Source organism: Nonomuraea sp. NPDC003707 (assembly GCF_053587055.1).
In genome coordinates this window covers 685,914-707,947 of the sequence record NZ_JBSFNK010000002.1, presented here as the reverse complement: position 1 = coordinate 707,947, position 22,034 = coordinate 685,914, and the positions used below count along the sequence as shown (strand labels likewise).

General features: G+C 69.5%; 21 protein-coding genes and 1 pseudogene. 12 read left to right on the top strand and 10 right to left on the bottom strand.

Features of this window, described 5'->3' with window-relative positions; translation table 11 throughout:
• Nucleotides 1-3: 3 nt before the first annotated feature.
• Entirely contained in the window at nt 4-2,601 is a 2,598-nt protein-coding gene (locus ACWDRB_RS07325; RefSeq protein ID WP_449892223.1) for a ThuA domain-containing protein, read from the top strand.
• Nucleotides 2,602-2,654: 53 nt separating this feature from the next.
• On the opposite strand, the gene ACWDRB_RS07320 is transcribed toward ACWDRB_RS07325, so the two are convergent.
• Entirely contained in the window at nt 2,655-3,329 is a 675-nt protein-coding gene (locus ACWDRB_RS07320; protein WP_449892222.1) for a GntR family transcriptional regulator, read from the bottom strand.
• Between the two features lie 122 nt (nt 3,330-3,451).
• Here ACWDRB_RS07320 and ACWDRB_RS07315 point away from each other — a divergent pair, with 122 nt between their 5' ends.
• From ACWDRB_RS07315 to ACWDRB_RS07290, 6 genes are all read left to right on the top strand, one after another.
• Nucleotides 3,452-4,510 carry a sugar ABC transporter substrate-binding protein gene (locus ACWDRB_RS07315; RefSeq protein WP_449892221.1) on the top strand — a complete coding sequence of 353 codons (1,059 nt, stop codon included), beginning with the start codon at nt 3,452-3,454 and terminating at the stop codon, nt 4,508-4,510.
• A gap of 27 nt (nt 4,511-4,537) precedes the next feature.
• Nucleotides 4,538-5,623 carry a mandelate racemase/muconate lactonizing enzyme family protein gene (locus ACWDRB_RS07310; protein ID WP_449892220.1) on the top strand — a complete coding sequence of 362 codons (1,086 nt, stop codon included), beginning with the start codon at nt 4,538-4,540 and terminating at the stop codon, nt 5,621-5,623.
• Nucleotides 5,620-6,681: an ABC transporter permease gene (locus ACWDRB_RS07305; RefSeq protein ID WP_449892219.1), complete on the top strand. Its 1,062-nt coding sequence runs from the start codon at nt 5,620-5,622 to the stop codon at nt 6,679-6,681. The genes ACWDRB_RS07310 and ACWDRB_RS07305 overlap by 4 nt, the downstream gene beginning before the upstream one ends.
• A complete protein-coding gene (locus ACWDRB_RS07300; protein ID WP_449892218.1) occupies nt 6,678-7,676 on the top strand; it encodes an ABC transporter permease in 999 nt (332 codons plus the stop codon). The genes ACWDRB_RS07305 and ACWDRB_RS07300 overlap by 4 nt, the downstream gene beginning before the upstream one ends.
• Complete coding sequence (locus tag ACWDRB_RS07295; protein WP_449892217.1) at nt 7,673-9,202, top strand: sugar ABC transporter ATP-binding protein; 1,530 nt, start codon at nt 7,673-7,675, stop codon at nt 9,200-9,202. Before ACWDRB_RS07300 ends, ACWDRB_RS07295 begins: the two co-directional genes overlap by 4 nt.
• 190 nt (nt 9,203-9,392) lie before the next feature.
• Nucleotides 9,393-9,755 carry a nuclear transport factor 2 family protein gene (locus tag ACWDRB_RS07290; RefSeq protein WP_449892216.1) on the top strand — a complete coding sequence of 121 codons (363 nt, stop codon included), beginning with the start codon at nt 9,393-9,395 and terminating at the stop codon, nt 9,753-9,755.
• Between the two features lie 210 nt (nt 9,756-9,965).
• Here ACWDRB_RS07290 and ACWDRB_RS07285 read toward each other — a convergent pair whose 3' ends face one another.
• Entirely contained in the window at nt 9,966-10,739 is a 774-nt protein-coding gene (locus ACWDRB_RS07285) for a hypothetical protein (RefSeq protein ID WP_449892215.1), read from the bottom strand.
• Between the two features lie 3 nt (nt 10,740-10,742).
• Nucleotides 10,743-11,489, bottom strand: a complete 747-nt coding sequence (locus tag ACWDRB_RS07280; protein WP_449892214.1) for a hypothetical protein — start codon at nt 11,487-11,489, stop codon at nt 10,743-10,745.
• A gap of 271 nt (nt 11,490-11,760) precedes the next feature.
• Here ACWDRB_RS07280 and ACWDRB_RS07275 point away from each other — a divergent pair.
• The 4 genes and pseudogenes from ACWDRB_RS07275 to ACWDRB_RS07260 all read left to right on the top strand — a co-directional run.
• Nucleotides 11,761-12,338 (top strand): annotated as a pseudogene (locus ACWDRB_RS07275) (IS701 family transposase); the annotation flags it as partial.
• Nucleotides 12,337-12,597 (top strand): hypothetical protein, encoded by a 261-nt coding sequence (locus ACWDRB_RS07270; RefSeq protein ID WP_449892314.1) that lies wholly within the window; start codon nt 12,337-12,339, stop codon nt 12,595-12,597. The pseudogene ACWDRB_RS07275 and the gene ACWDRB_RS07270, both read left to right, overlap by 2 nt.
• A 68-nt stretch (nt 12,598-12,665) precedes the next feature.
• Nucleotides 12,666-12,953, top strand: coding sequence for a hypothetical protein (locus ACWDRB_RS07265; protein WP_449892213.1), 288 nt, complete (start codon nt 12,666-12,668; stop codon nt 12,951-12,953).
• Between the two features lie 170 nt (nt 12,954-13,123).
• Complete coding sequence (locus ACWDRB_RS07260) at nt 13,124-13,768, top strand: CAP domain-containing protein (protein WP_449892212.1); 645 nt, start codon at nt 13,124-13,126, stop codon at nt 13,766-13,768.
• 113 nt (nt 13,769-13,881) lie between these two features.
• Here ACWDRB_RS07260 and ACWDRB_RS07255 read toward each other — a convergent pair whose 3' ends face one another.
• From ACWDRB_RS07255 to ACWDRB_RS07235, 5 genes are all read right to left on the bottom strand, one after another.
• Nucleotides 13,882-14,187, bottom strand: coding sequence for a hypothetical protein (locus ACWDRB_RS07255; RefSeq protein WP_449892210.1), 306 nt, complete (start codon nt 14,185-14,187; stop codon nt 13,882-13,884).
• A 255-nt stretch (nt 14,188-14,442) separates the two neighbouring features.
• A complete protein-coding gene (locus ACWDRB_RS07250) occupies nt 14,443-15,069 on the bottom strand; it encodes a pentapeptide repeat-containing protein (protein WP_449892209.1) in 627 nt (208 codons plus the stop codon).
• 607 nt (nt 15,070-15,676) lie between these two features.
• Complete coding sequence (locus ACWDRB_RS07245) at nt 15,677-16,027, bottom strand: hypothetical protein (RefSeq protein WP_355192443.1); 351 nt, start codon at nt 16,025-16,027, stop codon at nt 15,677-15,679.
• Between the two features lie 429 nt (nt 16,028-16,456).
• On the bottom strand, nt 16,457-17,665 hold the full coding sequence (locus ACWDRB_RS07240) for an acyl-CoA dehydrogenase family protein (RefSeq protein ID WP_449892208.1): 1,209 nt from the start codon (nt 17,663-17,665) through the stop codon (nt 16,457-16,459).
• Nucleotides 17,666-17,711: 46 nt separating this feature from the next.
• Nucleotides 17,712-18,914 carry an MFS transporter gene (locus ACWDRB_RS07235; protein ID WP_449892206.1) on the bottom strand — a complete coding sequence of 401 codons (1,203 nt, stop codon included), beginning with the start codon at nt 18,912-18,914 and terminating at the stop codon, nt 17,712-17,714.
• An 86-nt stretch (nt 18,915-19,000) separates the two neighbouring features.
• On the opposite strand from ACWDRB_RS07235, the gene ACWDRB_RS07230 reads away from it, so the two are divergent.
• Complete coding sequence (locus ACWDRB_RS07230) at nt 19,001-19,585, top strand: TetR/AcrR family transcriptional regulator (protein ID WP_350740820.1); 585 nt, start codon at nt 19,001-19,003, stop codon at nt 19,583-19,585.
• Nucleotides 19,586-19,591: 6 nt separating this feature from the next.
• Here the strand turns inward: ACWDRB_RS07230 and ACWDRB_RS07225 are convergent, their stop codons facing one another.
• Together ACWDRB_RS07225 and ACWDRB_RS07220 are read right to left on the bottom strand one after the other, a co-directional pair.
• Entirely contained in the window at nt 19,592-20,518 is a 927-nt protein-coding gene (locus tag ACWDRB_RS07225; RefSeq protein ID WP_449892204.1) for a glucosyl-3-phosphoglycerate synthase, read from the bottom strand.
• A 33-nt stretch (nt 20,519-20,551) separates the two neighbouring features.
• Nucleotides 20,552-22,024 (bottom strand): helix-turn-helix domain-containing protein, encoded by a 1,473-nt coding sequence (locus tag ACWDRB_RS07220; protein WP_435054347.1) that lies wholly within the window; start codon nt 22,022-22,024, stop codon nt 20,552-20,554.
• Nucleotides 22,025-22,034: the final 10 nt, after the last annotated feature.

Genomic DNA, 22,034 nt, shown 5'->3' with positions numbered 1-22,034 from the left:
GCGATGATTCACAAACTCCTCGGCCTCGTACTCGTCGCGGCGAGCCTCACCGCGGCCCCCTCGGACCCGGCCTACCAGGTGCTGGTCTTCTCCAAGACCGCCGGCTTCCGCCATGACGCGATCCCGGCGGGCATCCAGGCCATCCGCGATCTCGGCGGCGGCAACAACTTCACCGTGACCGCCACCGAGGACGGCGGAGCCTTCACCGGCGCCAACCTCGCGGGTTACAAGGCCGTCGTCTTCCTCAACACCACCGGCGACGTGCTCAACGACGCCCAGCAGGCCGCCTTCCAGTCCTACGTCGACTCCGGCGGCGGATACGTGGGCGTGCACGCCGCCGCCGACACCGAGTACGACTGGCCGTACTACGAGAAGCTGGCCGGCGCCTACTTCAGGAGCCACCCCGCCATCCAGCAGGCCACCGTACGCACCGAGAACCGCGCGCACCCGGCGACCGCCCACCTCGGTCCCACCTGGACGCGTACCGACGAGTGGTACAACTACCGCACCAACCCGCGCTCCTCCGTACGCGTGCTGCAGAACCTCAACGAGAGCACCTACAGCGGCGGCGACATGGGCGACCACCCCATCACGTGGTGCCACCCGCAGGGCCAGGGGCGAGCCTTCTACACCGGGCTCGGCCACACCATCGAGTCGTACGCCGATCCCGCCTTCCGTAACGTGCTCCTCGGCGGCATCCGGTACGCGGCCGGGGTCGCCAAGGCCGACTGCCGGCCGGAGACCGGCTACACCACGCTGTACGACGGCTCCACCAGCGGCTGGTCCCAGGCCGGCCCGGGCAGCTTCGCCAACGCCGACGCCACCCTGACCTCGCAGGGCGGGATGGGGCTGCTGTGGCACAGCGCCAAGGAGTTCGGCTCGTACTCGCTGAAGCTGGACTGGAAGCTGACCGGCGACAGCAACTCCGGGATCTTCGTCGGCTTCCCCGCCTCGTCCGATCCGCAGTCGGCCATCGACAACGGCTACGAGGTGCAGATCGACGCCACCGACACCCCGGACCGCACGACCGGGGCGATCTACGGCTTCAAGGCCGCCGACCAGGCCGCCCGCGACGCCGCGCTGAACCCGCCCGGCGAGTGGAACACCTACGAGCTGCTGGTGGAGGGCGAGCGGCTGCAGGTCCTCCTGAACGGCGTGAAGATCAACGACTTCACCAACACCGACCCGCGGCGCTCGCTGCTCCAGGGGTACGTCGGCATCCAGAACCACAGCGCCTCGGACCAGGTGGCCTTCCGCAACATCCGGATCAAGGAGCTGGGCGGGAGCAGCGTCACGGTCGAGGGCGAGTCGTACACCTCCGGCTCCGGGGTGCAGATCGCGAACCACACGCCGGCCAGCGGCGGCCAGACGCTCGGCTACATCGAGAACGGCGACTGGGCAGGCTACTCCGGCGTCACCACCACAGGCGCCAAGTCCTTCTCCGCCCGCGTCTCCTCCGCCGGAGCGGGCGGCACCATCCAGATCCGCTCAGGATCGGCCACCGGCACCCTGCTCGGCTCGGTCACCGTACCGAACACCGGTGGCTGGGAGACCTTCCAGAACGTCTCCACCACCCTGACCGGCACCGCCACCGGACCACTCTTCCTGGCCTTCACCGGCGGCAGCGGCTTCCTCTTCGACGTCGACACCTTCACCCTGACGAGCTCGACGAACGGCGGCACGGCGCTGTCAGACAAGGTGCACGTCTTCTACTACCCCTGGTACGGCTCGCCGCAGGTCAGCGGCAGCTGGCGGCACTGGCCGCAGGGCGGGCACACCCCGCCCGACGACGTCGGCGCGGACCTGTACCCCGCCCTGAGCGCCTACGACTCCGGCGACTTCGCCGGCGCGGTGCCCCAGCACATGAAGTGGATCAAACAGGCCGGCGTCGGTGTGCTGGTGCTCAGCTGGTGGGGCCGCGGCAGCTATGAGGGCAACCTCGCCAGAGGCGTCATGGACGCCGCGGCGAAGGAAGGGCTCAAGGTGGCCTGGCACCTGGAGCCCTACTCCGGCCGCACCGCCGCCTCCACCGTGGAGGACATCCGCTACATCAACCAGACCTACGGCTCGCATCCGGCCTTCCGCAACGCCTTCTACGTCTTCGAGAGCCTGCGCATCACCGACTGGTCGGCCCTGAGCCAGGTCAACCAGAGCAACGTCATCCTCGCCCAGACCACCGACACCACGAAGATCGCGAACTTCAACGGCATGTACACCTACGACGCGATCGCCGGCGCCACGGCGCCCGGCTGGCAGCAGGCCGCGGACTACGCACGCCAGCGCGGCCTGGTGTGGGCCCCGTCGGTGGGCCCCGGCTACATCGACGACCGCGCGGTGCCCGGCAACACCACGCCCACCCTCTCCAGGGACAACGGAGCCACCTACGACAAGGAGTGGTCCAACGCCCTCCAGACCAACCCCACCTGGGTGTCGATCACGTCCTTCAACGAGTGGCACGAGGGCAGCGTGATCGAGCCGGCGGTCGTGCGGACGGGGTACCAGAGCTTCGAGGGCGCCTACGGGCGCACCGGCGCCTCGGCTCAGACCGCCTATCTGGACCGCACGGCTTACTGGGTCAACCGGTTCGCGAACGCCGGCTGACGACCGGACCCCGCCCGCCCGCCGCCCGGCACGGGCCGGTCGGCGGGCGGGCGTCAGTCGAATGCCGTCAGTTGTCGCTCACGCGCCGCGCTCAGGTGTCCTCGCGTCGCCGCCTCGGCCGCGTCCGGGTCCCCCAACCCGATGGCCGCGGCGATGCGTTGATGCTCCTCGATCGTCGTGCCGGCGTGGGCGTAGGGGAAGTATCTCCGGTGCAGGTGAAGGTGGACATGCAGGCGCTCGAGGCCGTCGCGGAGCAGGGGGTTGCCCGACGCCTCGGCGATGAGATCGTGGAAGCGGGCGTCGTGGGCGGTGAAGGCCGCGTGCCAGCGCCAGCCTTCGGAGTCGTCCGGCTCCTGCGCGATCGAGGTGGCCGCCTCCGCCATGATCGACTCGCGTTGCGCTGAGGTGGCCCGCTCGGCGGCCCACCGCGCGGTGGCACACTCCAGCAGCAGCCGCATCTCGAACAGGTGGTTGAACTCGGCGCGCGTGAGCAGCGGGGTGACCGTGTAGCCCACGAGGGGGCGCTTGCGGACCAGCCCGTCGGACTCCAGGCGGGCCAGGGCCTCGCGAATCGGCGTCTGGGACACCTCGAGCTCGCGGGCCAGCGCGTCGATGTTGACGCGGTCGTCGGGCTGCATGCTGTGCTCGAGAATGCGCGCCCTGAGCACATCGTAGACGTCGTCGCCGAGCGTCGACCGCCTGAGCCGGATCGGTTCGGTGGATGCCATCGGGCCCAATCCTCCCACGGAGTCGACGTGTCGCCGGAAGGTCAAGTCTTGACGTCCCGACGGACAGGAACTATACCTCCATGAAACATCCTATAGGATCTATGATCCTGAGAGGCGTAGTCATGAATCAACGATCACTGATCCGGCTCGGCGGGCTGGCTGCCGCCCTCGTGCTCGCCGCCACCGCCACCGCCGGTTGCACGAGGAAGAGCGACGACACGACGCCGGCCGGCGCGTCCACCCGGACGCCCAACCAGGTCAAGATCGCCCTGGTCCCCGGCGGGGCACATCCCTACTTCCAGCCGTGGAAGGACGCCGCCGCCAAGGCGAAGAGCGATCTCGGCGTCGGCGACGTCACCTTCAACGAGACCTCCGACTGGGACCAGACCAAGCAGAACGACGTGCTGAAGTCCCTCGCCGCGCAGGGCTACAACGCCTTCGGCGTCTTCGGCGTCTCCCCGGAGAACATCAACGCCACCTTCGAGGACCTCAAGCGGCAGGGCTTCCCGGTCGCCTCGCTGGCGTCCTGCCCGGCCGGCGAGGTCGACAAGGCGGACTTCTGCCTGTCCACCGACGTCCAGCTGGCCGCCTACAAGGCGGCGCAGGCCGCGATCGCGGCCATGGGCGGTCAGGGCGACCTCGTGCACCTGACCGGCAACAAGGTGGATTCCAACACCCAGCGCCGCATCGCGGGGGTGCAGAAGGCGGTCGATGAGACCGGCGGGAAGGTCAAGCTCCTGCAGACCGTGACCGACGTGGACAAGGACCTGCAGACGGCCCAGAAGGCCGTCGCCGACCTCCTCGCCGCCAAGGGCGACCAGATCCAGGGCATCGTCAACACCGCCTACAACCCCGCGGTGGCCTCCGCAGAGGGCGTCGAGCGGTCCAAGCTGCCGATCAAGGTCGTCGCGATCGACGACGACAAGACCATCCTCGCCGGCCTCAGGGACGGCTCGGTCGCCGCGACCGTGCTGCAGAACCCGGTCGGCCAGGCGTCCGTCGGCTCGTACGCGCTGACGAAGCTCGCGGGCGGCTGCACGATGGCGCAACCGGGAGTGATCATCGACTCCGGTTCCTTCGTCGTGACCAAGGACGACATCGACACCTACGACACGGACCGCCAGGCGAAGACGGACGAGCTGAAGAAGGCGTTCGACAGCCGGTACCTGTCCTGCAAGTAGTCCCACGAGCCCCAGGAGGAGCCTCCCTTGCCCGCGATCACTCACGCCGAGGCATATCTTGTCGACCTGGAGGTCGAGACCGTACGCACGGACGCCGTCCAGTCGTTCATCAAGCAGGAGACCGTCTTCGTCGAGATCCGGACCGACGACGGCGGCACCGGCACCGGTTACACGTACACGATCGGCACCGGTGGCACCGCCGTGCTCGCCCTGCTGCGCGACTACCTGCTGCCCAGGCTGGCGGGCGCGGACGCCCGCCGGGTGGAGGCCGTGTGGCACGACCTGTTCGCCGCGACCCGGGCGACCACGGTCGGCGCGATCACCTCCCTGGCCCTCGCCGCCGTCGACACGGCCCTGTGGGACTGGCGGTGCCGCGACGCCGGCCAGCCGCTGTGGGTCCTCGCGGGTGGCGCGAAGGACCGCATCCCGCTGTACGACACCGAGGGCGGCTGGCTGCACCTCACCACCGAGGAGCTCATCGCCGGCGCCAAGGCCAGCCGGTCCGCGGGCTGGCCCGGCGTGAAGCTCAAGATCGGCCGCTCCCCCGTCGAGGACGCGGAACGGCTGGCCGCCGTCCGTGCGGCGGTCGGGCCCGACTTCGACCTGATGCTCGACGCCAACCAGTCGCTCACCCCCGCGGAGGCCGTCAGGCGGGCCCGGCTCCTCGAACCGTCCGACCCCTACTGGTTCGAGGAGCCGCTGCCGGGCGATGACGTCGCCGGGCACCAGGCACTGGCTGCGGCCTCCTCGATCCCCGTCGCGGTGGGCGAGTCGCTCTACTCCGTGGCGCAGTTCCGCGAGTACCTGCACCGGCAGGCGGCCGGCATCGTGCAGGTGGACGTGGCACGCATCGGCGGCATCACGCCCTGGCTCAAGGTCGCGCACCTGGCCGAGGCGTACAACGTGCCGGTTTGTCCGCACTTCCTCATGGAGCTGCACGTGAGCCTCTGCTGCGCGGTCCCGAACAGCCGCTATCTGGAGCACATCCCCCAGCTCAGGGCGATCACCCGGCAGGAGATCGGGATCGCCGACGGGCACGCTCTGGCGCCGGCCTCCCCCGGGCTCGGCATCGAGTGGGACCGCGACGCGATCGACGACCGGAGAGTCGCGTGAGCACGCGGACCGCGACGCCGCCGGAGATCCCCGCGGCGGGTCCGCGCGAGCCCTCGAGGATGCCGATCTGGGCGAACCCGCGCCTCGGGCTGCTCATCCTGTTGATCGCCCTGGTCGCGATCTTCACCGTGCTGCGGCCGGCGTTCATGGACACCACGCTCACGCTCGTGCCGCTGCAGTCGGACATCAGCGTGTACGCGGTGGTCGGCCTCTCCCAGCTGGCGGTCCTGTCGCTGGGGCACATGAACATGGCCGTCGGCCGGATGGCGGCGATGAGCGCCTTCGCCATGGGCCTCGCCTACGACCGGCTCGGCGTGTCGCTGCTCGTCGGGCTGGCGATCGGGCTGATCGTGGGCACGTTGCTCGGCGCGCTGGCCGGGCTGATCATCTCGCGTACCGGCGTCAACTCGTTCGTGGTCACGCTGGCGATGGACTTCGCCCTGGTGGGGCTCATCACCATCCTCTACACCAGGTTCACCGACGGCGTCGCCTTCAGCAGCCGGCCTGCCGGCATGGACGCGCTGCGCAACGACACGTTCGCCGACTACTGCATGGGCGACCTGTGCGGCCCGTACATCCCACTCGTCGCGCCAATCGCCCTCGTCGCGGTGCTGGCGGTGGGCCTGCTGTTCCGCTTCGGCAGGCTGGGCCGGGAGATCCTGATGACCGGCGCCAACGAGAAGGCGGCCGAGCTGTCCGGCATCCCCGTCCGGAGCCGGGTGGTGCAGGCCCACGCGCTCAGCGGGCTGCTGGCCGGGCTGGCCGGCTTCCTGCTCGCCGCGAACAACGGCGCGTTCTCGGCGCGCATCGGCGACGCGTTCCTGCTGCCTTCCTTCCTCGGCCCGGTACTCGGTGGCACGCTGCTGGCCGGCGGCGCCGTCAGCGTGCTCGGCACGGTGCTGGGCGCGACGCTCACCCAGGTCATCTACAAGGGCCTGAACCTGCTGCAGTTCCAGCTCGACCAGCTCAATCTCTACATCGGCCTGGTGCTGCTCGGCGCGCTGTCGCTCGATCGGGTGCGCCACGTCGCCGCGGAACGAAGGAGGGCACGGGCATGAGCACCGGCACCACGACCGCCGTCCGCGCCGGACTCGGCGGGCGGCTCAAGGATGTCACCGCCCGGCCGGAGTTCACCCTCGCGGTGCTTGCCGCCGCCGGTTTCGTCGCGCTCGCCGTCGCCACGGACGGCAACCTGCTCTCGCGCGGCACGCTGGACGCGTTCTTCCGCTTTCTCGCCGTCCCGATCGTGATCGGGCTCTCCCAGATGGTCGTGCTGGCCATCGGCCAGATGAACCTGTCGGTCGGCACCCTCACGGGCCTGTGCGCCATGGTCGCGGCGTGGCTCATGCTCGAAGCCGGGCTGCCCGCCCCGCTGGCCGTGCTGGGCGCGCTCGGGGTCGGTCTCGCCGCCGGCCTGGTCAACGGGCTGCTCGTCGTGTTCACCCGGATCAACGGGTTCATCGTGACCCTCGCCACCATGACGATCATCGAGGGGCTGCGGTACGGGATCAACGGCCCCGACACCTTCCAGGGGTACTCGCCATGGCTGCGCGGCCTCGGCACCGCCTCGATGCTCGGGCTGCCGGTCGTCCTCGTCCTCGCCCTGGTGGTGGCCGCCCTGGTGGCCCTGTTCTTCGGCCGCGCGGTCGTGGGCCGGCAGTTGCTGGCGACCGGCGGCAGCCCGTTCGCCGCGCGGCTTTCCGGCATCTCCAACGATCGGTCGATCGTCATCGCGCACGGGCTCAGCGGCCTGCTCGCCGGCGTCGCCGCCGTCATCACGGTCGCCGCCTCCGGCTCCGTCAACTCCAGCATCGGCGACGATCTGCTGCTGCAGAGCTTCGCCGCGCCGATCATCGGCGGGGTGGCGCTCGCCGGCGGGGTGGTCAGCGTCGCCGGCACCTGCCTCGCGGCGTTCCTGGTTCGGCTGGTGGACGTCATGCAGGCGCAGTTCGGCATCAACCCGCGCTGGATCGACCTGATCGTCGGCGCGGTCGTCCTCGGTGCGGTGCTGCTCGGCGCCGTACGCCAGAAGCTGTCGAAGGGGTCGTCATGATGCTCACCGCCGAGAACCTGGTGAAGACGTTCCCGGGAGTCCGCGCGCTGGACAGGGCCACCCTGCGGCTCGCCGCGGGCAGCGTGCACGCCCTGCTGGGCGAGAACGGCGCGGGCAAGAGCACGCTCATCAAGATCCTCACCGGTGTGCACAGGCCGGACGGCGGGCGGGTCGCACTCGGTGACGCCGAGCTGCACCTGAACGGGCCACTCGACGCCCAGCGGGCCGGCATCGGCGTGGTTCACCAGGAGCGCAACCTGATCCCCGAGTTCTCCATCGCCGAGAACATCCTGCTCCACCACCTGCCGCGGCGCTTCGGTCTCGTCGACCGGGCGCGGATGCGTGCCGAGGCCCGCCGCTGCCTCGACCTGCTCGACTTGGACCTCGACCCGGGCACTCCGGTCTCCCGGCTTTCCGTGGCGCAGGCGCAGCTGGTCGAGATCGCCAAGGCGCTGAGCGTGGACAGCAAGGTGCTCCTGCTCGACGAGCCGACCGCGTCGCTCACCGGGGACGAGGCCGACCGGCTCTACGGGATCGTGCGCAGGCTGCGCGACAGCGGACACGCCGTCGTGCTGGTGAGCCACAAGCTGGAGGAGGTGTTCGCGGTCGCGGACACGGTCACCGTGCTGCGCGACGGGCGCAGCGTGGCCGAGGCCGAGCCGCTCGCCGGCTACACGCAGGACCAGATCGTCGACCTCATGGTCGGGCGGGCGTACTCCTCGGTCCGCCTCGCCGAGCGGCACGTCGACCCGGTGACGCCGCCGGCCCTGCGGCTGGACAAGGTGTGCACCGCGCGGGGCCACCGCGACGTCTCCCTGTCGGTGCGCCCGGGAGAGATCCTCGGACTGTACGGCCTGGTCGGGGCCGGCCGCAGCGAACTGGCCAAGGCGCTGCTCGGGCTCGACCGGATCACGTCCGGAACCGTGGAGGTGCGGGGCCGTCCGGTGCGCATCCGCGATGTCGGCCAGGCGCTCCGCGGCCACCGCATCGGCTACGTGACCGAGAACCGCAAGGAGGAGGGCCTCTTCCTCGACCAGCCGATCACCCGCAACGTCGGCGTCACCGTCTGGCGGCGCCTGGCCAGGGCCGGGCTGGTGACCGATCGGGCGGAACGTCGCCTGGTGACCCGGTACGTCGACCGGCTGGGCATCCGGATCTCCTCACCGTCCCAGCTCGCGGGCCAGCTCTCCGGCGGCAACCAGCAGAAGGTGAGCCTCGCGAAGTGGCTCGCCGCCGAATGCGAGATTCTCATCGTGGACGAGCCGACGGTCGGCATCGACGTACGTACCAAGGCGGCGTTCCACGAGCTGATCGCCGAGCTGGCCGGAGCGGGGATGGCGCTGCTGCTGATCTCCTCGGATCTGCCGGAGATCGTCACTCTCGCGGACCGGATCGCGGTGATGAACGACTTCAGCCTCCGCGGCGAGCTGGTCAACGACCACGACTACGCCCGGATGAGCCAGGCGATCATCCGGTTGATCCACGCGGAACGGGTGCCCGAGGGGCAGGCGCACCAAGCCTTGTAGGACGACGCCCTCGCCCTAGTGTCCTGAGAGGCCGATTCACGACGGTAGCCACCCGCATCCGAACGGGCCGCCGCTCTCTCAGGAGGCCGGCAGCGCGTTCCGGTTAGTTGGTTTTGAGAAGGGGTTGCATCCTGCCCGTCGCCACGTAACGTCCCGAGCAGCGACCCTCGCCATGGGAGGAGAGATCGGCATGTCCGACGATGAGGCACAGCGCGTTTTCCAGGTGGTCGACTCGTTCGAGCCCGGCGAGTTCGTGCAGTTGCTGGCGGAGGACGCCAGGATGGTGTTCGGCAATGCCGAGCCCATGGTGGGACGCAACGCCATCGCAGAGGGGCTGCGGATATTCTTCGCGACCATCGCGGGCCTCGCGCACAGACTCGTCAGAACGTGGCAGGTCGACGCCGACACCATCGCCGAGACCGAGGTGACATACCGGCGGCTCGACGGCAAGGACGTCAGCGTCGTGGCCGTGTCGATCTGGCATACCCGCGACGACGGTCTGATCTCGGACTACCGCGTCTTCGTCGACCTGGCACCCGTCTATGCGGTGTAGAGCCGCGTCTACTACGGCGTCGGTACTGGTGAGGTCGCCTATTCAACTGTCGTGGGACCTGCTGGTGACCTTCCGCGTTCCCCGGCGGCGTCGCGGCTCCAGGCTCCACCGCCTTCCCTGAGAAGACGGGCGGTAGTCCCGGCGACGACGGGCGCTGCTTGCTGGGGTCCCCGTAGCTCCGGCCGGAAATCCAACGGAACGGCGTTGGTGCTAAGCCTGGCCGGCTGAGCGCGGCCGGGTGGCCAGGGCCAGCCCCGCGGCGACGAGGTGGGGCCAGCCGACCAGCCCAAGGACGGTGGAGCAGTCGTGCGGCGCAGAGGTCGCGAGCTGGGCGATCGGTTCGAAGAGGGCGGAGACGAGCAGCACGACCGTGAGGACCGGCCCCGCCACGCCGCCCCCGAGCACCGCGCCGATCGCGGCCATGCTGATCAAGATGCCCGAGCCCGTGGCTCTGGACAGGTGGCCGGCGACCTCCGCCCACGGACCTTCGAGCTGCGCGAAGCAGCCGGGGAGGCTGCCGGAGTAGGTGGAGATGAGCACCGCCAGTGCGGTCCTGGCGAATGGGATGAGCACGATGCCCGTCCAGCAGACCGCCCGCAGCCGGGGCATGGGCGCCCGCTGTTCCCCGCGCGCCAGCAGAAGGGCTACGACCACGACCGCCTGGCATGAGAGCGACATCCAGGGGGAGAGCTGCGGGCCGCACGGGGTCGTGTAGGGGATGACGAGCGTGGGCGCGTTGATCGCCAGCGACACCGTCGCGGTGATCGCGCCGAGCACCGGAAACCGTCGTGGTGCCCAGATGGCGAGCAACGCCAGCACAGCCGGCAGCACTGGGACCGTCCACAAGGCGGTGTCCCAGATCGCCGCGCGCAGCGGGGTCGGCTCGGGCCACGTGGCCGGAGCCCAGCCGCAGAATGTGCCGGGATGCAGGGAGTACAGGAGGCTCGGCGCGGCTGCGGCCAGGATGGCCAGGAGACGGAACATCGGCTAGATCCGGTCGAGCAGGCGAGCGCGGGAGGTCGATGCCAGCACCCCCGCGATCAGGTACGGCCAGTCGAACAGCTCCAGAGGGCTGGAGCAGTTGTGCGGCGCGTTGGACAGGAGCCAGGCGGCGGGCTGGAGCAGTGCGGGCACCAGCAGCACCAGGCCACAGAGCGGTGCAACCCGATACCCGGAGAGCACGGCACCGATCGCGGCGATCGAGACCCAGTAGTAGAGGGCGTGGGCGGTGTCGAGGTGGTAGAAGGCCAGCGCCCATGTCCCCTTCATGTCCGCGTAGCAGCCGAAGTCGCCGGTGGGGGTGTTCCTGGCCAGGGTCTGGCCGAGCGCGAGCAGCACGACCGCGCTCCAGATGACCGCCCGTGGCCATGGCACCCGCTGCTCCGGGCGGGTCCGCAGGAGAGCGACGACGGCGATCGCCTGGCAGGCCAGTATGGAGCCGAACTGCGGGCCGAAGCCGCCGGTTCCAGAGACCACGAGGGTCGACACGGTGAGCACCAACGCCACGGCCGCGGCGATCGCGCCGACCTTGGGAAGCCATCGCGGCGCCCAGAGCGCGAGGAACGCCAGCAGGACCGGCAGGTAGTCGGTGGCGTAGCCGTAGGCCGCCCCGATCGCGAGCTCCAGCGGATCCGGTTGTGGCGGCTCGTGGCCGAACCAGCCGAAGCTGCGGAGCATCAGGATGGATAAGAAGGTCGGCGCGGTGGCCGCCAGGATGGCCAGGAGACGGAACATCGGCAGCCTCTCGCGCGAAGGTGATCGGCGGAGAGCGTACCGGACCGCTAAGACAAGATGATCTCGAAAGGGACGCGCCCTGCTCGCCGTGGTGGGTCAGCCAGAATTGGCGATACTCGTGCAGATCCCGACCTGTGCCCGGCCCCGAAGGGCGATGTACTCGTCCAGCAGGGGCGCGCCCAGTACTCCAGTGACACTTCGCGATCTTGGGGGGTCGGGTTCACCTGGCGACGGCCACCGCGTGATCATTCGGAGTTTGTGAAGACGACCAAAGAACTGCTGGAACCTGGCCGAACACGCCGCCGCGAGCGGTCCGCAGTCCCTGCAGCGGCTGCTGCGTATCGCCCGATGGGACGCCGACGCCGTCCGTGATGACGTGCGCGCCTTCGTCCTCGAGCGGCTCGGCCCCGAGGGCGTGCTGATCGTCGATGAGACCGGCTTCGTCAAGAAGGGGTGCAGCGCCAATACAGCGGCACCGCGGGCCGGATCGAGAACTGCCAGATCGGCGTGTTCCTCGCCTATGCCACACCACGCGGCCGGGCACTGCTCGATCGGCGGCTCTACCTACCCGAGCACACCTGGGTGGCCGACCCCGACCGGTGCCAGGCGGCCGGGGTCCCGGCCGAGATCGGCTTTGCCACCAAGCCCGCGCTGGCCACTCAGATGGTGCTGGCCGCGCTGGAGGCGGGCGTGCGCGCTTCGTGGGTGAGCGGTGATGAGGTCTATGGCCAAGACCCGCGCCTGCGCGCCGCCCTGGAGAGTCGCGGCATCGGGTACGTGTGGGCCATAGCGGGCAATCGAGTCCTTCCAGGCCGCCAAGGGCCAAGTCGGCCTGGATCACTACCAGGTGCGCGGCTGGACGGCCTGGCGCCGGCACATCACCCTGGCCATGCTCGCCCTGGGTTTCCTGGTGGCCATCGCGGCCGCCCAGCCATCCGGCACCGACGACCGCATCCCACTGACACTTCCCGAAGTCCGCCGGCTGCCGGCCGCCCTCGTCCTGGCCACAACGCATACGATCACGGGCATCCTGCGCTGGTCAGACTGGCGCCGCCGCCATCAGGCAACAGCCCGACACTGCCACTACCAGCGCAGATCCCCACCGTGATCGCGGGTGTGATTGGCGGGGTAGCCTGATCCGTCTCGGCAGGGCAGGTTCGGAGGGGGCGTGTATTCATGGTGCGAAAGCTGTCAGTGTTACTCGGGTTGTTCGGCTTCGGGCTGGCTGGACTGACGCTGGGAATCTTCGTGAGCCGGGGCTATGGCAGCATCCGCGGAATGAACGTCGGCCCTCGTCTGGTGGGCGGATACGTTCTCGGTGTAGCTCTCATCGCGGGAGCCCTCATCGTCCGGATCAGGCCTGGTGTGGTGAAGTCGATCGTCCTACTGGCCGGTATAGGAACATTTGCCGTGCTCCTCGCTTATGGCGGCTTCTTCGTCTCTCTCGCCCTCTATTTCGAGTGACGCCAATCTCTCACTGGGCACGCGTACGGCTTCGGGCGCTGGCACTAAAGATCGCGAAGTGTCACTGGAGTACCAGCCGAGCGGTTTCACAGTCGCACAGCGTAGCGGCATCCTCCTTTTGAGTAGGCCTTACTCATGCGGCGCCGCGCGGTGCAAAGCACAGTCGAGACATGAGAGCCTTCCTCGCAGCGGCGCTGCTGGCCACCGGGCTGGCGGCCACCGCCGCGCCCGCCCACGCACAGCGGGCCGACTGCGCCTTCGCCGACAACCCCGTCCGCACCGAGCCCTGGTTCAAGAAGAACAAACCCGAGCTGAGCGAAGGCCAGCGCAAGGCGGCGATCGTCCTCATGGAGGGCTTCGCGTCCAACGCCATCCGCTGCCTGGTCAACGCCGAGCGCGCCCGCATCGGCGTCGCGCCCCTGGAGGACAGCTACCGCCTGTACAAGGCGGCGGACGAGCACGTGCAGGCAGCCAGGCTGCTCAAGTGGTGGATCGACCGGCCGGAGGACCCGAAGAACAAGCAGTGGCACATCAACCCGGTGACGCACTCCGACGTCGGCGTCCGGGTCAGGGCGGCCGGCTACTGCCCGTCCGGCACCTGGCAGGTCAAGGAGAACGTCTTCTCGGGCTGGGACGGCACCGCCACGCCGCGCGCGGCCGTCCGCTGGTGGATGAACAGCGATGAGCACCGAGCCGCCATTCTCGACCCGGCCATGAAGCAGACCGGCATCTCGGTCAGGTACGGCAAGGCCCGCCCGGGCCTGTTCACCGACGTGGCCATGCTCACGACAGAGGTGTTCGGCTCCTGTCGTTGAGGTTGGGCACCAGGCTGGCCTTCGCCTGCACACACAGCGCCAGGGCCGCGGTGGTTCAACCAGGTGGACGCCGTGTGCGCGAAGGTCAGGCTGCCGACAGCAGCCCGGCGATGCTATTTGCCGGCGTTGGGGCGACGAGCGCGCCGTTGACCAGGGGCAGGAGTGGTCCGTCGCAGCTGGCCCAAGGCCTGGCGCAGATCAGCAGCCCCGGTGAAGTCCAACACGACGTCCTCGAGCAGGAGGACGTCGAAGTCGCCCACCACGATCCCGGCGAAGGCGGCGGCCGCGATGTCGAGCATGGCCTGATCGGCGGGAATCTGGTCGCCGTGACGCTTGCGGATGAGTTCATGGGCGCCGGCGAGGCTGTTGTTGAGCTTGAGGCCCTTGGGCTGCAGCCAGGGCAGGGCGCGGGACTGCACGCTTACGCCGTCGAGACCCCGCGCCCGGTCTGCGCGACATGCTGGAAGAGGCGGTCAACTTGCCCCACACGAAAGGAAGATCATCTCGCTTTGACCTGCTGGACAAGGCCGCCAACCCAAGATAGTCGCGGCCGACCGTGTGGGGCGTCGTCGTCACCTGCGAGTCCGAGGCCGAGCAGGTCGAACTCCTCGAACGGCTCACCGAGGAAGGCCACTCCGTCCGAGCCCTCATGTAGCCCAATGGTTCACGCCCCGCTATGACGAGGCGGTTGGTCCTCCACCTGCGTGCTCGTCCTTGGCGCCGTCGTCGGGCGGATGGGTTGGCTTCAGCACTCCGCCGGTGGGGCCGGTCACCACGTTCGAGTCTGTTCGCCACTCTCGCCCGGCCACCCGCGCATTCGCCACGTAGATGTGCGAGTTCCGCGTGTGGTTGAACCCGGGGTTTTCAACGAAGGTCGCTCGGGTGAACCGGGCACCACCAGTGAAGGCCGTCCCATCGAAGCGGCTGTAGTTGGCGAAGGTCGCTCCATCGAAGTGGGTCTGGCTCGTGAAGGTCGCTCCATCGAACCTGGCCTCACCGGTGAAGGTCGCTCCATTGAAGTAGACGTCGAGACCGGTGAACCGTGCCTCTTTGAAGTCGGCCAAGCACGTGAAGGTCGTTGTGTTGAACGCGACGGTGCCGGTAAAGGTCGCTCCGTTGAACCAGGCGTCGCCGGTGAAAGTCGCCCCCATGAAGTCGGTCCTGCCAGTGAAGACCGCCTCGCCGAAGTGCGCCCGATGCATACGGCAGCAGCTCAGCTCGAGAGAGATGAGCACGGCACCAGTGAGATCGAGGCTGATGCCGGGCCAGTAACGCTGGTTGACGGCGGTGCTGCGCTGCACCAGCGGCGTTGGTAGCAGCGCAGGTGGTCGGTAAGGAGGCGCTGGGCGGTGAGCCGGACCTGTCGTTCCTCGTCCGGGTCCCGGCACCTGCCGGTCGAGGAACACCGGTGGAACGTCGGCCTGCTCGTCGGCCCTTCCGGTGCCGGTAAGACCACGCTCGCCCGCGCACTGTGGCCGGGCCGGCTGGTCGAGGCGCACGCCTGGGGCGATCGGGCGCTCGCCGAGCAGGACTGCCGCAGCCTCGTTCGCGTAGAGGACGGTTCAACCCGGCCCGCGCTCGCCCTCGAGGTCCGGGCTGCTGACCGCTCGCTCCGGCAGGTCTCTCGGCACCATCACTATCTGAGCGTGGAGATCAGCGACACGACGCGCTGCTTCGTCGGGTGCATCGACGGTGCCCCGGTGGCGTTCCTGGCGTACCGGCATTTCCAAAACCCGCGCGTGCGGAACCTGAAGATGGAGCACAGGCTCGTGGTGCTGCCCGACTTCCAGGGCCTGTCGATCGGCGCGCCACGCTCGACCCGCGCCGGCTCGGGCTGGTCAGCTTCGAGTGCATCCCGCTGTCATCGCCATCGTGGCGGCGATGACGGCGGAATGGCCTTGCGGGAAGTCACATCGTTTCGCAGGGAAGGCCCCAGCTCTCATAGCCGCCGCCGGGCTTGTGGTACCAGAGCTCCGCGCAGATGTTGGTGCCTGCGGGCACCGGCCATGTATAGGAGAATTCCCTGAGGGTGCTGCGGTTATAGGTGTAGGTGGGATAGTTCATGTCGCGGCCACCGCCCCAGACGTGGATGTGGTAGGTGCCCGCTGGGCTGCAACCGTCTCCCAGGTGCCTGAGCAGGATGGCGTTGTACGCGGCCCATAGCCCCAGGCAGACACTGACACCGGCCGGACGCGCGAGCCGAGTGGCTGCCGGGGCGCCACCTGCGGCAGCCGATGCCGGTGAGATGGTGGTCGCCATAGCTGCCGCCAACGCGGTCGCCGTCGCCAGGACTCGGGCTGTGGGCCGTACTTTCCGGGATTTTCCTGCTGTCTGCATCGAGTCTCCCCGTGAATTCGCCAGAGCGATTGCAGTCAGCGTCACAGGGCGCAATCGCCGTCACCAGGGCATGCGCCGGTCATTTCCCGGACTTTCCTGCTGTCCGCGTCTCAGTTTCACGCTCGTCCTCCCGGATTGCAGCGTCGTCAGCGAGATACGGTCGCAGAAGCCAGAGCATGGTGGCCGGCACGAATCGAGGGGCTCAAATGCGCGCTCCGCTTCACCGCGAACGGCTGCGTGCTGTGGTGTCCACCAGGGGCTTGCTCAGCTGTCGCGAGCTCATCACCCGGTGAGTCAACACGACCCCTCCCGGAGGACCGAAGGCGGAGAGACGTTCAAGGCCCTCGGCATTCAGCGGACCGGCAGGCCGGTGACGGCGCGGCCGATGATCAGGCGCTGGATCTCCGACGTCCCTTCGAAGATCGTGTAGATCTTGGCGTCCCGGTGGAAGCGCTCCACCGGGTGCTCCCTGGTGTATCCGGCGCCGCCCAGGATCTGGATCGCCTGCTCCGTCACCCACACCGCCGTCTCCCCCGCCACCAGCTTCGACATCGACCCCTCCGCCTGCGAGAACTGCCTGCCGTTACGGGCCATCCAGGCGGCCCGCCAGGTCAGCAGGCGGGCCATGTCCACCCGGGTGGCCATCTCGGCGAGGAGGAAGGCGATCGCCTGGTTCTCGCCGATCTTGCGGCCGAACTGCTCCCGCTCGCGGGCGTAGTCCCTGGCGTACTCGAAGGCCGCCCGCGCGATCCCGACGGCCATGGCGGCGACCGACGGGCGGGTGGTCTCGAACGTGCGCATCGCCGCCTGCTCCCCCGCCCGCTCCCCGTTGCGTACGCGGGACAGCCGGGCGTCCAGCTTCTCCTTGCCGCCGAGCAGGCAGGAGCCCGGTACGCGGACGCCGTCCAGGATCACCTCGGCCGTGTGCGAGGCGCGGATCCCGTGCTTGCGGAACTTCTGGCCCATGGACAGCCCGGGGGTGCCGGGCGGGATGACGAAGGACGCCTGGCCCCGGGCGCCGAGTGAGGGGTCGACCGAGGCGACGACCACGTGGACGTTCGCGATGCCGCCGTTCGTGGCCCAGGTCTTGACGCCGTCCAGCACCCAGTCGCCGCCGTCATGGACGGCGCGGGTGCGGATGGCGCCGACGTCCGAGCCGGCGTCAGGCTCGGAGGCGCAGAAGGCGCCCAACTTGACGTCGTTCTCCGTGCCGAACATCTGCGGCAGCCACTCCCCCATCTGGTCGGGGGTGCCGTTCGCGGCGAGGGCGGCGGCGGCCAGGCCGGTGCCGACGATGGCCAGGCCGATGCCCGCGTCGCCCCAGAAGATCTCCTCGAACGCCACGGGCAGCGCGAGCCCGCTGTCCTCGAACCACTGGGTGGCGAAGAAGTCGAGGGAGTAGAGGCCGATCTTGGCCGCCTCCTGGATGACCGGCCAGGGGGTTTCCTCGCGTTCGTCCCATTCGGCGCCCGCCGGGCGGATCACGTCGCGGGCGAACGCGTGCACCCAGTCGCGTACCTCGACCACGTCGTCGCTGGGCTCCGGGCAGAAGCCGGTCATGTGCGCACTCTCCTCGACCCGATGTTACCGGTGGTAACAGAACACCTTACCGGCCAGTAGCTACGCGGTGGAATACCCCGGAGAGCAGTGTGGCCAGGGCCGCCAGCGCCATGCCGATCGCGAGGCCGTACAGGAGCGGGGTGAATCCCCCGAACGCGGCCGCCAACTGCGGGCCGACGCTGCCGCCGACCGCGAGCGCGAAGGAGAACAGCGACAGCGCCGTCCCCCGGGCCGGTCCGGCGCCGGCGGAGATCGCCTCGTTCAGGCTGGGCAGGCCGCCGGTGATGGCGGCGACGTAGACGGCCAGCAGCAGCACCAGCGCGGCCGTCCCGGTGAGGCCGACGGCGGCGAGGGCGAGGGCTCCGGCCGCCAGGAACGCCGCCGCCCTGATCGGCGCGTGGATCCGGGCCAGCCACGGCATGAGCAGCGGCACCAGGACGATCGACGGGAGCCCCGCCGCGCGGAGCGCGAGGAGTTCGGAGGACGAGGTCACGCCGTAGATCTGCAGACCGGTGTAAACGGCCACGAAGCCCGCCATCAGCATGACCGTGGCCACGTACCGGAGGCCGAGGACGCGGTGGAACAGCAGGCCCGGCACCGCCCGGTAGACCGACAGCGGCGAGCCGCCGCCCTCACGCGGCAGGTCGGGCAACGTGACGGCCCGCACGCCCAGGAACGCCAGCACGAACCCGGCCGCCGACAGCAGGAACAGCCCGCGCCAGCCGATCACGTCCACCAGCAGCTGGGCGGCGACCTGGAGCAGCACGGCCGAGGCGAGGAACGCGCCGGTGATCGCCGCGATCGCGCCCACCCGGCGGCGCGGCTCGACCCGTTCCGCCAGGTACGCCAGGGCCGCGGGCGGGAACATCGCCACCGCCAGCCCCTGCACCGCCCGCAACGCCAGCGCCACTTCCGGGTTCGGGCTCAACGCCACCGCCGCCGAGGTGAGCGCGGCCAGGGGCAGTCCGATCATCAGCATCCGGCGGCGCCCGTACCGGTCGGACAGCGGGCCGAAGATCAGGAAACCGGCTCCGTACCCGATGCCGAACGCGGTCACCAGCCAGGTCAGGCCGCCGGCCGAGGCGCCCCAGCCGGTGGCCATGTCGTGCAGGAGCGGGATCACGATGTACAGCTGGCCGCTGACCAGCACGGCGGTGAGGGTCAAGGCTGCCAGCGTGCGTCCGAACGGCAAGCCGGCCGGCGACGTCGCCGCGAGGTCGTGCGGCGCGGGGGAAATGGTGGTCGTCATGTGTCGGGACGGTAGCCAACCAACTAGTTGGATGTCAACGGTTCAGTTGGATTACAACCAACTGGTTGGTGGATATCATGGGCGACATGGCACCCAAGGTCTCGACCACCGCCACGCGCGCCGCCCTGCTGGAGGCCGCACGGGAGGAGTTCGCCGCGTACGGCGTGGCGGGCGCCCGCGTGGATCGCATCGCCGAGCGCGCCGGCGTCAACAAAGAGCGCATCTACGGGCATTTCGGCAGCAAGGAGAAGCTGTTCGACGAGGTCATCAAGGAGGCGCTCGATGACCTGACGACGCAGATCTCCCTCCCGGGCGCCGATCCCGGTGACTACGTGGCCCGGCTGACGGACTACTACCACTCACATCCCGAGCTGGTGCGGCTGCTGATGTGGGAGGCGCTCAACTACCGGGACCAGGAAGGGCTGCCGGCCGGGCAGGAGGTACGGGTGGAGCGCTGCCGCCGCAAGACGGCCTCGCTGGCGGAGGGTCTGGGCGTGGAACCGTCGCCGGAGGTGGCCCGGACGCTGTTCATGATGACCGGGCTGGCGCTGTTCCCCTCGATGATGCGCCAGCTCGGGCGCATCATCCTGGGCGACGCGGCGGACGACCACGAGGCCATGCGCGACCAGATCGCCGCGTTCGTCACGTCGGGTTTGAAGGAACCACGGTGATCGCGTTCACGGAGCTACGGTGATCATGGGTGGGCGCTCGCCGATCCCGATGTCGCGGAGCAGGATGTCGTGCCCGTCCGGCCCTCTCCGGAACTGTGCCAGCCGGACGGACGGCTCGTGGCAGGTCTCGATCTTGCCCTGACGCAGCAGGCGTGACCAGGCGGCCAGCATGATCTGGGACGCCATCCTCCCGAGCGCCTCGGTCGACTGCGGGGCGTGCTCGCGCGAGCCCAGGTCCACCTGCGCGAACGCGTCCAGCCCGGCGAGTTCGAGCAGGTCGATCAGCAGCCCCAGCTCCACGCCGTAACCGGTCAGGAACGGCACGCGTTCCAGGGCCGAGCGGCGGCCGGCGTACTCCCCGGCCAGGGGCTGGACGAAACCGGCCAGGTGCGGCCAGTGGAGGTTGATGAGCGGGCGGGCCACCAGCTCCGTGACGCGACCGCCGCCGTTGGCGGTGCCGTGCAAGGGCCGGTCATAGCAACCCTTCGTGTAGACCACGGTGGGGTCCGCGAACAGCGGCCCGAGCAGGCCGAATACCAGAGAAGCACGAAATTTCCGGATGTCGGCGTCCACGAACACCAGCACATCCCCCGACGTCACGGCGAGGGACTTCCACAGTGCCTCGCCCTTGCCGTCCATCGGCTTGAGCTGCGGCAGGATCTCGTCCTGCGCGTGCACGCAGGCCCCCGCGCGCCGCGCCACCAGCGCGGTGTCGTCGGAGGAACGCGAGTCGATCACCACGATCTCGTCGACGAGCCCGTCCAGCTCGCGCCGGATCACGCCGACGATCTGGCCCACGGTCTCCCGCTCGTCGCGGGCGGGGAGCACCACGCTCACCGTGGTCTCCCCCTTGGCGGCCTTCAGGTCCCGGACCGGCCAGTCCTCAGCGGACGAAGTACGGTGCCGCAACCATCCTCGCACTTCAGGCAGCATGCGACCCCTCCCCCCGTATCCCCACATTTCAGATTATGCGGTGGCGGCGTGACGCTCCAGGAACGTGTACACGTCAGCCTCGTCCACCCCGGGGAACGACCCCGGCGGCAGCGCGGCCAGGACGTGGGAGTTGGCGCGGGCGGACGGCCAGGCGTAGCCCTCCCAGCGCTCGGACAGCTCGGCGGGCGGGCGGCGGCAGCAGTCGCCGTTGGGGCAGTTGGACTTGGTGCGGCTGGTGGTCTCCCGGCCCCTGAACCAGCGCGACTCCTTGTACGGCACCCCCAGCGTGATGGCGAAGTCCCGCTCCCGCGACGGATCGACGTGCGCCACGCAGAAATAGGTCCCGGTGGGCGAATCGGAATACTGGTAGTACACCGAGAACCGGTCGGGCGAGGCGAACACCTGCCGCCCCGACCACTGCAGGCACATCCGCTGCCCCTCGATGGCCCCCTGCTCGTCGGCCGGGAAGACGATGCCGTCGTTCTCGTACGCCTTGTAGATGGTGCCCCCGGCGTCGTTGCGCACGAAGTGGCAGACGAGACCCAGGTGGTGGGTGGCGAGGTTGGTGAAGCGGTGGGCGGCCATCTCGTACGACACCGCGAACACGTCCCGCAGGTCCTCCACCGACAGCGCCCGGTCGGCCTTGGCCTCCTGGAGGTAGAGCGCGGCGGCCTTCTCGGGGACGAGGACGGCGGCGGCGAAGTAGTTCGCCTCGGTGCGCTGGCGCAGGAAGTCGGCGAAGTCGCGCGGCTTGTCGTGGCCGAGCGCGAGATGGCCGAGCGTCTGGAGCAGGATCGTGCGCGGGGTGTGCATGCCGAGCTGCTCGTGTTTGACGTAGATGCGGCGGTTGCGGAGGTCGGTGATGGAACGTACGGATCGCGGCAGGTCCTGCGCGGTGTGCACGGTGTAGCCGAAGTGTGTGACCAGGCTCTGGATCATGCTCTGCGACAGCGCGCCCGTACGGTAGCCGACCGCGGCCAGCGCCTTGGCGGCGGCCTCCTCGATCTCCCCGAAGTAGTTGCCGACCTCGCGCTGCCTGCGCCGCAGCTCGGCGTTGGCGGCCCTGGCCTCCTCCGGGGTGGCGGTGCCGCGGGCCTGCCGGGCGCGCAACTCGCCGTACAGGCCGAGGAGGTGTTCGAGCACGTCGTTCGGGACGCGGGCGGAGACCTTCAGCCGGGGCAGCCCGAGCCCGGCGTAGATGGGGTCGCGCTGCGCCTCCTCCAGCGCGATCTCCAGCTGGGCGCGGCGGTTGGGCGGCTGGCGGCGCAGCAGCTCCTCGATGGGCACGCCCAGCGCGGCGGCCAGCCCCTTGAGCAGCGAGAGCTTGGGCTCGCGCTTGCCGTTCTCCAGCAGCGACAGCTGGCTCGGCGCCCTGCCGACGCGCGAGCCCAGGTCGGACAGGGTGAGGCCGCGCTGTTTGCGCAGGTGCCGGAGGCGCTGGCCGAACGCGATCAGGTCAAGCTCCTGCGTCAAAGACAGCGGTTCTTCGCCTAGCAAGGGCACCATGTCGGCATCT